We start from the raw sequence: 15,093 nt of genomic DNA, 5'->3' as shown, positions 1-15,093 counted from the left end.
GACGTCCCGCCGGGAACGCCGCCGGATCAGGCCGCGGGGCCCGGCCCACGTAGGCCGCCGTCCGGCCCGATCCTGGTGGAAGGCTCTTCCGGCCCGACCCGCCGCGGCCCGGACCGGACCCCGCCCCCGGACCGGACCCCGCCGCCTGGCTCCGGGCCTGGTGTGGTGCGGACGCCGGCGCCCGGTCGCACGCCGGCGCCCGGTCGGACCCCGGCGCCCGGTCGCACGCCGCCACCGGAGGCGGAAGCGGCATCCCGGTCGGGTGCTTCGCGCGCGCTGACACCACCGCCGGGCTGGACCGCCATGCCGCGACAGCCGGTCGGCGACACCCCCCCGCCCGGGCCGCAGCACCGGGGCGACACCGACCGTCCCGCTACTGCGCGCAGCCAGCCGGGCACACCGGCAGGCGGCTGGGTGCCACCGGAGACCACGGTGCGGATGGCGAGCGGGCCGCTGCCCTCGATCCCGCCCGAGCCGTCGACGCGCGGCGATCGTCCGGTGGAGGGGGCGCGCCAGCCGACACCGGCTCCCGGGCGGCGCCCGCCCCCCGGCCAGGACTCCTCGCCGGGCTTCCGGGTGGACCTGCCCACGCCGCCGCCCGGGCAGAACCGGCCGGCCGGACCCGTTCATTCGTCCGCACCGGCATCGGGGCCCGCGCCGATATCGGGGCTGTCCCCGTCTCCGCCCTCCCCGAGCGGCGCCGAGCCGGGTCGGCGCGCGGGCCGCGGGTGGTCGGTGACGGGCCGACGGGACCAGCCTCGCCCGGAGGCCGGCGCCACGGGGCGCGGCGGGACGGACGCGGGTCCCTATGTCGGCTCGGGCCGTGGCCGGGACCCGGCCGACGGGCGCGGCCGGGGCCGCCGAGGCGGTGGCGAGGCCAGACCGGCCGGGACGCCCGGCTCGGACATCCACTTCATCAACGCGTTCACCGAAACCGTCGACCTGTCCGCGCTGCGCCGCCGGCTTGAGACGGAGGACGCGGGCGCCCCCGAGCAGACGGAGTACATCCCGCGCCTGTACGGCCGGAACCGCCCGACCGATGCCGCCAGCACCCAGGTCGTACGGCGACCCGGTGCCGCCGGCGGCAGCTGGGAGGACTGGTCCGGCGAGACGGCCCGGCCCGGCCCGGTCGGCTCCGGCGGCCCAGGTGTGGATCCCGCTTCCACGGGGACGCAACGGATCCGTTCACCGCGCCGGCACCGGGCCGGCACGACTGGGCCGGCCGCGGCCGGTCGGGGTGAGGGCAGCCCGGCCGAGCAGCTCTCCGGCACGGGGCCGATCGAGGGCCAGACGGGCCAGCAGGCCGCGGTCGGTACCGGATCGACGAAGTCGAAGGCGATCTGGACGCTCGCCGACCAGGGAGTCTCCAGCGCCACCAACGCCGCCGTCTCGTTCCTGATCGCGCGGCAGGTGAGCACGTCCGAGTACGGTGCCTTCGCCGTCTCCTACATCATCTTCTCGGTGATCATCGGGCTCTCGCGGGCGGGCTGCTGCCTGCCGCTCGGCATCGCCTACTCGGGCCGGTCCGCCAGCGCCTTCCGGTACGCCGCCGCCTCGGCGACGGGGGCCTGCCTGGCTGCCGGCGCGGTGCTCGGGGTCGTGCTGGCCGGGGCGGGCGCCCTCCTCGGTGGCTCGGTCGGCGCCGGCCTGGTCGTGATGGGCTTCGTCCTGCCCGGCCTGCTGGTCCAGGACGCCTGGCGTTACGTGTTCTTCGCCCAGGGCAGACCGTTCGGCGCCTTCCTCAACGACATCGCCTGGGCCGCCGTCCAGATGATCGGCGTGGCCGTGCTCATCGAGCGCGGGGTGAAGGCGGCCCCGCCGATGCTGCTGGCCTGGGGTGTCTCCGCGCTGATCGCGGCCCTGCTCGGCGTGGCGCAGGCGGGGCTGTGGCCGGCGCCGTCCCGGGCACTCGCCTGGATCCGGGAGAACCGGGGCAACGCGATGAACCTGTCGGCGGAGTTCGTCACCGTCCAGGGTGCCCTGCAGGCCTCGATTCTGCTGATCGGCGTGCTCGGTTCCAAGGAGATGGTCGGCTCCCTGCAGGGGGTGCGCACCCTGCTCGCCCCGACCACGGTCGTGGGCATGGGGATCGTCAGCTTCGCCGTGCCCGAGCTCTCGCGCCGCAGCGCCATGTCCGCCCGGGCGCGGGAGCAGGCCGCGGTGCTGCTGACAGCGATCGTGGTCGGTCTCGGCGGCCTGTGGAGCCTCATCTTCCTGCTGTTTCCCCGCCTCGGAGAGACACTGCTCGGGGACACCTGGCCCGGTGTGCACGCCATCCTGCTGCTGTCGGTCCTGCACTACGCGGGGACGGCGGTGCCGACCGGTCCGGCCTGCATCATGTACGCGCTCGGGCACACGAGGACCACGTTCCGGATCAACCTGGTCATGGCGCCGATGCTGTTCGCGTTCCCGCTTGTCGGGGTGCTGGTCGGCGGGGCGCAGGGCGCCGTCATCGGATTCAACATCGTGTTCTGGGGCATCGCGCCGGTCTGGTGGATCGTGCTGCGCCGTGTCGTCCGCGAGCACGAGGCGAAACGCCTCCAGGCCCTCGCCGACGCCGACCACGAGGGCACCGCTCGGCACGGCAGCCGACCGGCGGCCCGGCAGCGGGATGACGGCGGCAGCCGGGGCGCGGACGGCACGCAGGGTCCGGACGGCACGCAGGGTCCGGACGGCCCGGTGGGCACAGAGGATCTGGCGGGCGCAGGGAGCCCGGGAAGCGCGGAGGGCCGGCCGGGTGCCGGCGGCGCGGGCCCCGCGGACCTGGCGATGGGCACCGGGACGTCCAGCGGGCACAGGGCGGGCCGTAACGTCCGGCTGGTGCAGAGCCCGGTACAGGACCGCCCGAATACCAGCGGCCGGACGTCCGCGATGATGCGCACGCCGCCCCCGGCCGGGGGCGGATCTGCAACACCGGCCGGTTCAGGACCACAGGGAAGCACCGACGGCCGAACTGAAAGCGGAAATTTACCCGAACGGTAGCTGGTATCCGTGCTATAGGTCGCTCACTTTGAGCTATCGGCTATGCTCACAAATCGGTTCCGTCAGATCTTGGCCGTGGTCCAATGACCGGGCTTGACGCTCCAGTGGGGGGCCCAATTGACTCCGCTTCACACGCCACCGGCAGGGCCCGCGTCGATGTTGGTCCGCGCGCGGCTGGCCGGCTCCTCAGCGCCGGTCAGAGGTACTGAGGCGGGTGTCAGGTGAGCCGCTCGGCGCAGCCGCCGGCCGAGGGCGGCCGCGCACCGTCCGCTCCGTCGCTGGTCCGCATCATCAGGCCGCGGTGGATGGTCATCGTCATAGCCACGGTCATCCTGGCCGCACTCGCGATGATCGTGTCAAAGCAGCAGGCGGCCACCTACGAGGCCAGCTCCCGGATCTTCCTGAACACCTCTGATGACAGTCGCGGCGGCAGCTCGGTCGACGCCAGCCGCTACACGCAGACCCAGGCGCAGCTCGCCACCTCGACGGCCATGCTGGATGCCATCGCCGCCGATCGGAAGATCTCGCGCGCGGACGCCGCGAGCCGTCTGGAGACGACGCCGTCGGACGAGGGCTACTTCTTCGTCATCACCGGCACCGGCCCGAGCCAGCAGTCCGCCATCGAGTTCGTGAACGCCGCGATCACCGCCTACAACGCCCAGCTTGGCAGGTCCGGGACGGCCGACAACACGACCGTCGAGTCGCTGACAGCGATCCGGGACCGGAAGATCGCGGAGTCGACTCAGCTTGACGCTCAGCAGACGACTCCGCCCGATCCGGTGGTGGCAGCACGGGGCAGCGTGCTCCAGACGGAGATAAACGAGCTGAACGCGCAGATCGCCAGAATCGGGGTAGACGAGGCGACGGCGAACAACACGATCCGGCTCGCCGAGCCGCCGCGGTCGGACGGGCAGGTCGCTCCGAACACCTTCCGCAACGTTCTGGTGGCCGCGCTGCTCGGGCTGTTCGGGTCCGTCGCCGGGCTGTGGATCATGTACCAGCGCCGCCCGACGATCCTCGACCCGCACAACTCGGCCGACCTGCTGGGCGTGCCGCTGATCGCGGACCTCCCGCCGAGCCGGACGAGCGCCAACGCGGCGGAGACCCTGGTCTCGGCGATGTCGGCGGTGATGTCACCGACCAGCAAGGTGGTGGCCTTCACCCCGGCCTCCCGCACGGACCTCAGCTCCGAGCTGGTGGCCGCGGTGGCCGCCGCCTGGTCCGACGACCAGGGCGTCGTCCTGATCCTCGACACCTCGGCGCAGTCCGAGGTCCGGGCGTCCCTCGAAGGGCTGCCGCGGGCCACCTCGGCGGAGCTGCCCCGCTGGGCGCACGAGCCGACCTGCCTGGCCCGCTCCTCGGGCACCGGGCGCGGCCACATCCTCTACAACCGGGTGTCGCCGGCCCGGGCGGCCCGTCCCGGCGGCCTCGCGCCGATCCTGGCCGACCGCGCGCCCGTCGTCGACCTGGTCATCCTCGTCACGGCCGCGCTCGCGGACCTGCCGATGACGGCCGCCTCGGCGATCCAGGCGGACGCGGTGGTCGTCATCACCTCGTCCGACACGAACCTCAAGGAACTCGAGCAGGTGCCGCGTGACTGGCCGGCCCTGGCCGAGCGGGTCGTCGGCGTCGTGCACGACGGGCGCGCCGCCGTGCGGCGCAACGCCGGTGGCGCGGGTAGCCGTGGTTCGGCCCCGGCTTCGGTGGAGTCGATCACGTCGGCGTCGCCGCTGGGCGCCGAGCCGGCCGGTCGCGGAGTGCGTGACACTGAGGCCACGGATCGGTACGCGCGGCCCGCGAACCGCTGAGCAGCATCACAGCCGCCGCGGCCTGACCGGCAGCTGTCACCAGCACGGTAAGGCAAGGCAGGAGGGCCCCGACCGCGACGAGCGGGTGGGGGATGTGAGACCGCACCGAATGAGGGGCGGGTCGGCCTGGATCTGGCAGAATCCCGGCAGACCCGCCCCTCGCTGTCTGCCCGGAGTCCTCTTTCCGGTCCGCTGAACGTGGCCGGGCCCGCATCGAGCAATCGGAAGCGGGCTCGAACGTGGCCGGTGGGCGGCGCGCTGTCCGTTCCGGACGCGGGGCTTGTTCCGGCCGTATACCGCGGCGCTGGCAGGGGCGAAAGCCCGCGGTGAGGCTCCCCCCGCGCTCAGACGTCGCGCTGCGCCGGCGCCAGCAGAGTGCCGGAGGGCGCAGCCGCCCGAGGGCTGGGACGGCCGCGGCTCCAGCGCTCGTCCTCGGGAGTGACGGTGTACCAGGACACGAGGAGCATGCCCAGCGTCGTCACCACTGGGCTGAGCAGACCACCGGACAGCACGCTGTAGAAGACCACGACCGCCCCGGACAGGACGAACGACGGCGAGCCGCGCACGAACATGGACAGCAGGAACGCGAGGAAGGCGACGGTGCCGAGCACGCCGTACTCCAGCACGAGTTTCGGCAGGAGCGCGTAGTTCAGTGGCAGGTCCGTCCGCAGGAAGAACGCGATCGCGTCGCGGTCGGCGAATCCGGGTCCCTGGCCGAAGATGACGGTGGCCGGGTCCTTGCCGAGCGTGTCCCAGGTCCTCGTGTAGGGCTGGACGAAGCGGAGGCTGCCGCTGGAGTTGTTCGACGACGTCTCGGTCGCGCGTTCGGCGAAGATGCTGGCGGCCGGGGTGAAGCTGAGGATCAGCACGACGACGGCGACGCCGGCCAGGGCCGTGGTGGCGAACCGGGCGCCCTTGTGCACAGACAGCAGGACCAGAGCGGCAGCGAGCAGCAGGACGCCGGTGCCGGAGACCGTGGAGAGCAGCGCCAGCACGTAGAGGAGATAGCGCCACCAGCTGCCGTTGCGCAGGACGCACACGACGACGCCGAAGGCCAGGAACTGCGAGCAGAACGATGGTTCGAGGCAGATGAACGCGTTCGACTTGTAGAGGTCGGATCCGTACTGCACCGGGTAGCTGGTGTTGAACCCCTGCATGCGGAAGTCGGCCGGGATGACGCTCAGCACGTCGGTGTACCGCCAGCCGACGAGCTGGATCGCGAACTGGAAGAGGGCGATCCCGGCGAGGATCGTCGTCAGGGTGACGAACCGGTCGAGCACGCGGGGGAAGATCGCCTTCGCGTCGGCCGGCGCGAGCCCGAAGCACAGCGGTATGTACGTCGCGAACAGCAGCACCAGCGAGGTGAGGGCGCTGTCGTCCAGTTCGCGCAGGAAGGACACCAGCGCGGCGGCGCAGCAGGTGGTCATCGCCAGCAGGTAGGTGCGAAACCGGCCGATGTTCAGCTGGATGTCGCCGTGGCTCAGCATCACGGCGACGCCGATGATGGTGATCGGCAGGATGAGCTGCAGCTGGGCTCCCGCGGCCGGGAGGGCGAGCCGCTGCAGGAAGATGTTCGCGCACAACAGGACCGTGATCGTCTTCAGGATGCGTGCGTTGCCTGGCCGCCTCTCGGTGGCCTCGGCGGTGGGGATGACCCACGAGCGTGGAATCCTCGTGGTCAGGGTGGTGGTGACCACCTGCTCCAGCCCCCCGTTCCTGCCGCGTCGACATGTCCCGCCCGCGCCGCCCCCAGCCCACGGCGCCGGCCACGGGCGCCGTGCGTCGGCGCGGGGCGCCAGTCTAACGGTGGGTGGAATGCGCTCCCGTGGCGGCTGCTCCGGGCCCGGAGCGACCAGGTATGGTTAGCAAACCTCACGTCACGTCATTGTTGCTATGTGTGATCTTGGTTGAGGGTGTTGTATTGATCGTAGGAACTGAGTCCAGTAGTCGCGTCCAAAGATTTGTGAAGATCTGACCATCTCCGCGGCTGGGGAACGGTCCGTCCCCGGTGCTCCGTTGGGCGGTTCGGGAGCGCCCGGCGAAGAGAGGCACCGCCGGCAACCCGGATCGGCACAGGGCCGGGCGTACCGGCTCCGAGTAACTGTCGCCACCCTCGCGGCGGCGTAGCCGCCGGCGCGGCGGGCGTCCTGGTGCGATGAGGCGGACGCAGCGTGCATTGCCGCATGTCATCGAAGATCATCAAGGTGCGGAGGTGCGCCAGCGATGGAGGTGGGGGGCGTGGAACATCGCCGAGGGGAGACGCCCGACGCGGGGCCGCCGTCCGGCGGTGAGCCGCCAGGCCGGGAAGGCGGCACTGACGGAGGCGTGCGGGGGGACCAGGGCGGCGCCGGGTGCTACGACTCTCCGGCCGGTGCCCGGCATCGCAGTGGTGTGATCCGCGCGCAGTCGCGTGCGGGATCCCGCACGCGATCGCCCTGGGCCACCGACAGGGACGCAGCGACCGGTCAGGGCCAGGCCCGGCAGCGCCGGCTGCCGGTGCTCGGCGCCGTCGGCGCGGCCCTCGCCGTGGTGCTGCTGGCCGTCGGCGTCGTCGTCTTCACCGGCGGGGATGACGGCCCGCCCACCACCCATCCGACCACGACCGGTGTGAGCTGGACCTCCGGCGCCAACGCCAACCCGCCGAACGATCTGGGCGCCTGGGAGCGGTGGGTCGGGCGACCCACCGACATCGCGATCCTGTTCACCGCCCGGGCGAACTGGGAGACGGTCACCCGGGACGACTGGCCCCTGGCCGACTTCCGCGACTATCCGGGGCAACTGTCCATCGCCCAGCCGCTGTTCCCGAAGGACAGCAACGAGGCCGCGTGCGCGCGCGGTGACTATGACGGCCACTGGCGGGACTTCGGGGACACACTGGTCCGCAACGGCCGCCCGGACGCGATCGTCCGTCTCGGCTGGGAGTTCAACGGCGATTGGTTCGACGTCTGGCGGCCCCGGGACAGCGGGACCTGGAAGGCCTGTTTCACCCGCGCGGCGGCGGCGCTGCGGTCGACCGCGCCCCAGGTGAAGATCGAATGGAACATGACCGCGCACCGCGACACTATGGTCAACGGTGACGGCGTGTGGGAGGCGTATCCCGGCGACGACGTCGTCGACATCATCGGGATCGATGCCTACGACAGCTATCCGGCGTCGGTGACCCAGAAACTCTTCGACGAGCAGTGCAACCGGCCGTCGGGTGTCTGCACGGTGGCGCGCTTCGCCCGCGAGCACGGCAAGCAGTTCGCGGTGGCGGAGTGGGGGCTGGACCGGCGCTCCGGCGGCGGTGGCGACAACCCCTTCTACATCGAGAAGATGTACGAGTTCTTCCTCGCGAACCAGGACATCCTCGCCTACGAGGCGTACTACAGCGCCTCGCCGGCCGAGAACGACAACGTTGCCTCGTCCCTGCACAACCCGGCGACGAACCCCGACAGCGCCCGGCGCTACCTGGAACTGTTCGGCGGGCCCCGCCGGACGGCGACCGGCGCCTCCGGAGCCGCCCGGTGACCGGCGGCCGCCCAGTCGTCCGACCCCGGGCCCGGCGGTCCCGGGGTCGCCGGGCCCGGGATCAGTAGGACTTCCGTGCCGGGCGCAGGTGCGGCGGGTTCCCCCTCGTCCTGGACGTGGATGAGGAGCAGCCGGGCGAGGTCGAGCTCCTCCGGCGTGGTGACGTGGATGTTGGCCGGCTCCCCCGCCACGACGACGACCCGTCCGCCGGCGTCGGCGACCATGGCGGAGTCCTCGACCGCCTCGACGGCGCCGGAATGCGCCGCACGCAGGGCCGTGGCCCGGAAGGCGTGCGGTGTCTGCACCAGGCGGTGGGTCTCCCGGGGCAGGGAGGCACCCGTCACGAGGTCGGCGCCGGCACCCGGGCCGTCATTCCGGGGAGCCTCCCGGACCTCCTTGACCACCTCGGTCAGCGGGAGACCGGGCACGGCGCCGTCCGCCCCGCCGCGGACCGCCGCGACCACCGCGCGGTAGAGCGCGGGGGAGGCCAGCGGGTGCGCGGCGTCCGTCACCACGATCACGTCGGCGTCGGCGGGGACGGCGGCGAGGCCCGCCCGCACCGACTCGGCCCGGGTGGCGCCACCGGGCACCGCCCGGACGCCGGTCGGCGGCACCCACCGGTCGAGCAGCGGTGCGGGGAGGACGACGACGACCCCGTCGCAGGCGGCGGAGGCGGACCGCACCGGGTGCGCCACCAGCGGATGGCCGCCGAGATCCGCGAACTGCTTGGGCCCGCCGAACCGGGTGCCGCCGCCCGCGGCCAGCACGATCGCCCAGGCCGCCCCGTCGCCGGCGGCCCTGCCATCGGCCGCCCCGCCATCCGCCCGTACACCGGCCGGACGTCCGCCATCGGTCATCGGATGACGACCTCCGCCGTCGGCGAGGGCGGCACGGAGGGTGTGGAAGGCACGGGCCTGGCGTGAGCGCCCGGCCCCGCGGGGGGTACGGGCAGGGCTGCCGTGACCGGCATCTCCAGGCCCCCCGCCGGCGGGACGTGCGCGATGGGCAGGGTGTCGCGGGCACCCGGGCCGCCGCCGCTGGAGGCAGCAGCAGCGGCGGCCGGCTCCGCGACCAGCAGACCGACGCCGGCCAGCGCGCCCGCCGCGTTGGCGACGGCGTCGAAGGGCAGGTCGGCCCGCTCGGCGATGTCCAGCAGGCTGTTCGTCCCGTCGGAGAGATTGAGCACCCACAGCAGGCCCATCTCGATCGACGCGCGGTTCATGGTCGCGCCGATGGACCGGTACAGCCCGCGTCGGCCGAGCTGCGGCTCGCCGTAGGGGGAGGTGTTGCGCCAGACCTGGTCGGCCTCGCAGATCTCGATCGTCCGGCGCAGGATCGCGAACGAGTCGGCCAGTGCCTCCGGGGTCACGAAGCCCAGGTTGTCGGCCGAGGTGTGGTACTCCGGGTACTCCCCGTGCTGGCTGCGGCCGAACCGGCCGAACGGCAGGTTGAAGCCGGGCGAGCAGAACTGGCGCTCGTCGTAGCCGTAGGGGGAGAAGTCGACGATCCGGTGCGGGCGGCCGGTCTCGGCGAGCGCGCGGGCGCTCGCGCGGTCGATCGTCGCGTCGCCGCGCCGGCTGCGCTTGTACGTCGGCGCTCCCCTGTCCCCGAGCCCGGTGAGAACCAGGCCGTGCCGGATGCGGCCGGTCACGGCCGGGTTCAGGGCCAGCCAGGCGATCGAGCCGATGGTGCCGGGGATGAACAGCAGCCGGTAGGTGAAGCGGCGCGGCTCGCTCGCCAGCAGCGCCGCCAGCTCGGTCGCCACCGCGATGCCGGACGAGTTGTCGTTCGCCATCGCCGGGTGGCACAGGTGCGTGGTGACGAGGAACTCCTCGTCGGTCGCCCCGGGCAGGACGATCTCGCCGTAGGTCAGCGAGCCGTCGGTGAGCGAGGTGTCGATCTGCACCTCGTACTCGCCGTCGGGCAGGGCGGCGAGCTGCCGGTCGGTCAGGCAGAAGCCCCAGGCGTCGTTGTAGTAGGACGTCCGGTAGGGCACCCAGTCCGGCCGGTCCGGCATCGAGTACAGGTGCCGGCGGAGGTCCTTCAGCGGCATCCGGGCGTGCGTCGGAACGCTGTAGCCGAGCAAATGCAGCGGGTTGTCGGCGGCGTCGAGGACGATCCGCCCGTCCGGCCCGATGAGCCGGGCGCCGTTGACGTTCCACTCCCGCGGCACGGTCCAGTCGAGGACTGGCGTGCCGCTCGGCACCTCGTGCACGGTGAGCGGTACCTGCGCGGGCAGCGCCGCCCGCACCAGGTCGAGCGTCGCCCGCACGCCGTGGCCGGTGATCGAGCGCATCGGCGGCATCAGCGCGGCGACGAGGCTGTGGAGGCGGTGCCCTGTCGCCTCGTTGTCGGCGGTGCTCATGGGTCCGGTGTCCGCTCGCTCAGTCGGCCCAGACACGCCACGGCGCGGCGCCCGCGTCCCACAGCTGGTTGAGCTCGGTCCAGTCGCGGAAGGTGTCCATGCCCATCCAGAAGCCCTCGTGGGTGTGCAGGGTGAGCTGGCTGTCCCGGGCGAGCTGCTGGAGCGGGTGGCGCTCGAGCATGGTGGACGGGTCGTCGTCGAGGTACTTGTCGACGAACTCGCGCTCGAAGACGAAGTAGCCGCCGCTCACCCAGCCGGTCGCCGGGGGCTTCTCGGCGAACTGGGTGACCGCGTTGCCCTCCGTGACCAGCTCGCCGTAGCGGCTGGACGGGCGGACACCGGTCACCGTGCCGATCCGGCCGGACCGGACGTGGTCGGCGAGGACGTCCGCCACGTTGATGGCGCCGACGCCGTCACCATAGGTGATCATGAAGCGCGGGCCGGTGAGGTACTGGGCGACCCGGCGCAGGCGGGCGCCGGTACCGGTCAGCAGCCCGGTCTCGGCGAACGTGACCTCCCAGTCCTCGTCGCCGACGGTGTTGTGGAACCGCGGGGTGTGGTCGTCCGCCAGCCGCAGCGTGAAGTCGGCCACCTGCTCGCGGTAGGCCAGGAAGTAGTTCTTGATCAGGTCGCTCTTGTAGCCGAGGCACAGGACGAACTTGCGGAAGCCGTAGTGCTCGTACGTCTTCATGATGTGCCACAGGACGGGCTTGCCGCCGATGTCGACGAGCGGCTTGGGGAGCTTCTCGCTGGCCTCGCGCAGCCGGGTTCCCATGCCGCCACAGAGGATGACCACGGGAATGTCACGCGGGTCGACAGCCGTGGTATCAGTCGCAGAAGATCGGGTTGTCTCGGTCGTCAAGGCGGTCGCGTCTCCCGTGTCGGTGCCCCGGCGGACCCGGGGGCGGTTGGCTTCTCCAGCCCGCGGCCGGTCCGGTGACGTCAGATATGCCTGTGTCAGTTGTGGCTCGCCTGTCGCGGGCCTGTCTGCTCTGCCCGCGGGCCTTCCGGCTCTGCGGGCCCTGCCTGCCGGCCCGGCCCTGCCTGCCGGCCCAGGCCAGCAGCGTGCGGAACTGCTTCCGCCCTTCCGCCCTGGTGGCCGGTGCGGCCGTCCTGCTCGCCGGCGTCACGGGCGGAGCGGGGCCGCGGGGCCGTTACCCGGCGAGGCGGATGTGGCGAGGCGGATGTGCAGTGTCCTCCCTATGGTCCGGGCGCGACGCGGCAACGGTACCGTACCGCCCTTTCCGCGCTGGTCCACGACCCCGCGGCCCGGTTGTGGCCCGGTGGGGGGCCGCCGGGCCGGGCCCGGCGCGGCGACAGCGCCGAGTCGGGCGGGATTCGGCGCGGTCGCGTGTCACGGCCGGCTCGTGGTCCGTGACGGCGACTCCTCTTACCTGTCTTCGACGTTGACGTGAGTGTCTGGGCAGTGGTCTGCCCGGTCCCTTTGTGGCTGGCGTCGGAGGGTCTTGTTACGGTTTGTCGGATGCCCCGGGATGAACGCCGAGTCCCGGCCTCTCCCGGCCCCTCCGGTGCGGAGATCCGGCACGTCAATAGCGTCGTCTTCTTCTACGTCGGCCGGGAGGTAAGATCCATGCTTTCGGTCGAACTTTTTACTTTTAGTAAACGACCTGGTCGTTTCCGCGAACCGGTCCGGAGTGGCAACGCGCCCGGGGGTGGATCCCATGCCGTCTGATGAGCGGTACGGCCACGGGGCGCGTCCGCTCTCCCGGCCGCGTCGCGGTGGTGAGGCCGAGGCAGGTGGGCCGGAAGCACCTGGCGCTGCCTTCGACCCCGAGATGCTGTCGACGCGTGGGCGTCCGACGCGCCGCCGCGGGCGCACCGCACCGCTCGCGCCGTACCCGGACCGGCCGGAGAGCTTCGACGACGCCGGCCGCGGCGAGGCCGGCGACGGCGTAGGGCGCGGCTCGCAGGTGGGCGCCGCGGACCGGCGCCGCCAGCCCCTGCGCCGTGGCGGCACCGACGGCCGGGGTGAATCCGGCCGCCGTGATGGCGCCGACCGACGCCCGGGCACCGATCGCCACCCAGGTGAAGACCGGCGCTCCGGTGGCAGCGGGCGTCGCGCGGCCAACCCGCCCGGCGAGGCGGCCCGGCCTGACGCCGCCGACCGGCGCGCGCCGCGCGGCCGGCCCGACGGGAGCGACCGTGACCGCGGGCCTGCGGTGGATCGGTCCCAGCCGGTCGGTCGGGCCCGGGAGCGGGGCCGCGGCACCAGCCGGGACACCGACCTGCCGGCCGTCGGTGACCTGGCCACCCAGCGTTTCCACCGCGGCGACTGGGACGCGGCTTCCCGAGACGGGCGCAATGCGGCTGGGCCGCGGGAGGGCGCCGACGCCCGCGGTGACGGCGGTGTGGGTGCCGACCAGACGATGGTGATGCCGCCGGTCCGGCCGAAGCCGTCCGGGGCAGGGCTTGGGCCCGGGCTCCGTGACAGCCCCGGCCGCCGCGAGGGCGGGTCCCGTGCCGCGGCGACCGGGCGTGCCGACCGGGATCGTGGCGCGGTGACGGAGCGCGCCGATCGGGACCGCGGTCGCGCCGATCGGGACCGCGCCGATCGGGACCGCGCTGCCGAGGCAGGCGGCGCCGGCCGCGGGGCGCGGGACCGCGCTGCCGTGGCCTCCAGCGGTTCGGTCACCGGGATCCTGCCCGTGGCGGGCGACGAGCGTGACCATGGGGAGCGTGAGAGGGCCGTCGGCGCTGCCGGTGGCAGGAACCGCCCGGGTGACGGCAGGTCGGTGACGCACCGGGCCACCGACTGGATCATCGAGCACTGGGGGGCGAAGCCCGGGTGGCACCCCTACCTGCCGGTGGCCCTGGTGGTCTTCGCCGTGCTCCTCGCCCTGGTTGCCTGGATGTTAGGGCCCGCCCAGCACGAGGACGCCAACCTGGCCGCCAACTCCGCTCCGGTGCAGGCGCCGACGCCGAGCCCGGCCGCCGTATCGCAGGTTCCGGCCACGGCCCCGGCGCCGGGGCCGCAGAACCAGCAGCCGATGGCGGCGCCGCCGGTGGCGAGGGTCGAGCGGGCGGCGACGAGCGGTCTCTTCCCGAGCGGGGTCGCCGCGCACACGACGGCCGAGGCGAACGCCTGGGCGGAGTTCCGCGGCACCCCGGTGGACGTCGTGGTGACGTACACCGGCCGGGACAGCTGGGACGAGATCGTCAACCCGTGGATGGGCCGGGTCTTCTCGTCCTTTCCCGGAGACCTGGTCATCAGCGTTCCGCTGTTTCCCGCTCCCGCTGTGGGACCACCGCTGGGAAACCTGGTCGACTGTGCGGCGGGCGACTACGACAACCGGTGGCGCCAGTTCGGCCGGTGGCTGGTGAACCAGGGCCGGGGCGACTCGTTCGTCCGGCTGGGGTGGGAGTTCAACGGCGGCTGGTTCGCCTGGCGGGCCTCGGCGAACCCGACGGCCTACAAGCAGTGCTTCCAGAACGCCTCGTCGTCGATCAAGGAGACGAGCCCCGAGGTGCGCATCGACTGGAACCTCAACGCCCACGGCCCGGACTACGACGCCTTCAACGTCTACCCGGGCGACCAGTACGTCGACGTCATCGGCATCGACAGCTACGACCAGTACCCGCCCAGCCGCACCTCGAGCGAGTTCAGCGAGCAGTGCAACGCCACCGACGGCCTGTGCCAGGTGATCAGTTTCGCGCGCCGGCACAACAAGCTGTTCTCGGTGCCCGAGTGGGCCGTGGTGAGCCAGCAGAACACCCAGGCGGGAATGCGCGGCGCCGCCGGCGGAGACAACCCGGTCTACATCCAGGAGATGTACAACGTCTTCCGGCGCAACGCCGACATTCTGGCGTACGAGGCGTACTTCAGTGACGACGTCGCGGGCAACGTCCGCTCGACCCTGGTGAACCCGAACCGACACCCGCGCTCGTCCGCCCTCTACCAGCGTCTCTGGTAGCCCCATCCCACCCGGGGCCCCGCGCCCGCCGGAGGCGCGGGGGCCGTTCTCCGGACGGCCTGAAGCTTCTGGTCAGGACGTTCCGGAGCGTTCGGCGTCGTCGTGCAGGCGGCCGACGAACGCCTCCGCCACCTGCACCTGCTCGCGCAGCGTGGTCAGCTTGTCCTCCGCCAGCGCGACCCAGGCCGCGAGCCGGGCCTGCAGCTCCGCTCGCCTCGCGGGGGGAAGCTCCGGCTCCTGGAGCTCGTCGCGCAGCAGCAGCAGCGAACGCATCTCCTCCAGGGTGAAACCGAGCGGCTTCATCTTCTTGATGAGGAAGAGACGGTCGACGGCGTCGTCGTCGTAGAGGCGGAAGCCACCGACCGTCCGGCCCACGGGCATGAGGAGACCGGCCTCCTCGTAGTACCGCACCGTGCGCAGTGACAGCCCGACTCGCTCGGCGACATCCCCGATCTGGTGGACGTCGCGGCGTCGCGTGGTGGACAAGTCGACCCTT

9 protein-coding genes are annotated in these 15,093 nt (G+C 72.7%); 4 read left to right on the top strand and 5 right to left on the bottom strand.

The genetic code is table 11. The annotated features are described in order from the left end of the window. Positions 1–735: 735 nt before the first annotated feature. Positions 736–2,982: an MATE family efflux transporter gene (locus B207_RS0101030; RefSeq protein WP_018634648.1), complete on the top strand. Its 2,247-nt coding sequence runs from the start codon at positions 736–738 to the stop codon at positions 2,980–2,982. Between the two features lie 221 nt (positions 2,983–3,203). Continuing rightward, complete coding sequence (locus B207_RS0101025) at positions 3,204–4,790, top strand: Wzz/FepE/Etk N-terminal domain-containing protein (protein WP_026310541.1); 1,587 nt, start codon at positions 3,204–3,206, stop codon at positions 4,788–4,790. Between the two features lie 344 nt (positions 4,791–5,134). Here the strand turns inward: B207_RS0101025 and B207_RS0101020 are convergent, their stop codons facing one another. Further along, entirely contained in the window at positions 5,135–6,487 is a 1,353-nt protein-coding gene (locus B207_RS0101020) for a hypothetical protein (RefSeq protein ID WP_018634645.1), read from the bottom strand. A gap of 541 nt (positions 6,488–7,028) precedes the next feature. Here B207_RS0101020 and B207_RS0101015 point away from each other — a divergent pair. Continuing rightward, positions 7,029–8,300, top strand: a complete 1,272-nt coding sequence (locus B207_RS0101015; RefSeq protein ID WP_084691955.1) for a glycoside hydrolase family 26 protein — start codon at positions 7,029–7,031, stop codon at positions 8,298–8,300. Here B207_RS0101015 and B207_RS31975 read toward each other — a convergent pair. From B207_RS31975 to B207_RS0101000, 3 genes are read right to left on the bottom strand one after another with little or no spacing between them, the layout of a single operon-like run. After that, positions 8,237–9,157, bottom strand: coding sequence for an IspD/TarI family cytidylyltransferase (locus tag B207_RS31975; protein WP_018634643.1), 921 nt, complete (start codon positions 9,155–9,157; stop codon positions 8,237–8,239). The genes B207_RS0101015 and B207_RS31975 overlap by 64 nt on opposite strands. Beyond that, positions 9,154–10,665 (bottom strand): DUF4910 domain-containing protein, encoded by a 1,512-nt coding sequence (locus tag B207_RS31970; protein ID WP_018634642.1) that lies wholly within the window; start codon positions 10,663–10,665, stop codon positions 9,154–9,156. Before B207_RS31970 ends, B207_RS31975 begins: the two co-directional genes overlap by 4 nt. Positions 10,666–10,684: 19 nt before the next feature. After that, positions 10,685–11,527: a sugar phosphate nucleotidyltransferase gene (locus B207_RS0101000; protein ID WP_026310540.1), complete on the bottom strand. Its 843-nt coding sequence runs from the start codon at positions 11,525–11,527 to the stop codon at positions 10,685–10,687. Positions 11,528–12,347: 820 nt separating this feature from the next. On the opposite strand from B207_RS0101000, the gene B207_RS37730 reads away from it, so the two are divergent. Further along, entirely contained in the window at positions 12,348–14,597 is a 2,250-nt protein-coding gene (locus tag B207_RS37730; RefSeq protein WP_084691942.1) for a glycosyl hydrolase, read from the top strand. 72 nt (positions 14,598–14,669) lie between these two features. On the opposite strand, the gene B207_RS0100990 is transcribed toward B207_RS37730, so the two are convergent. Next, the gene (locus B207_RS0100990) at positions 14,670–15,083 is read right to left on the bottom strand and encodes a MerR family transcriptional regulator (RefSeq protein WP_018634640.1); all 414 of its coding nucleotides are present in this window, start codon (positions 15,081–15,083) and stop codon (positions 14,670–14,672) included. Positions 15,084–15,093 lie beyond the last annotated feature (10 nt).

This window comes from Parafrankia elaeagni (assembly GCF_000374165.1).
GTDB classification, from domain to species: domain Bacteria; phylum Actinomycetota; class Actinomycetes; order Frankiales; family Frankiaceae; genus Parafrankia; species Parafrankia elaeagni.
The sequence above is the reverse complement of the archived record's forward strand: the minus strand, read 5'-3'. Positions and strand labels throughout refer to the sequence as shown.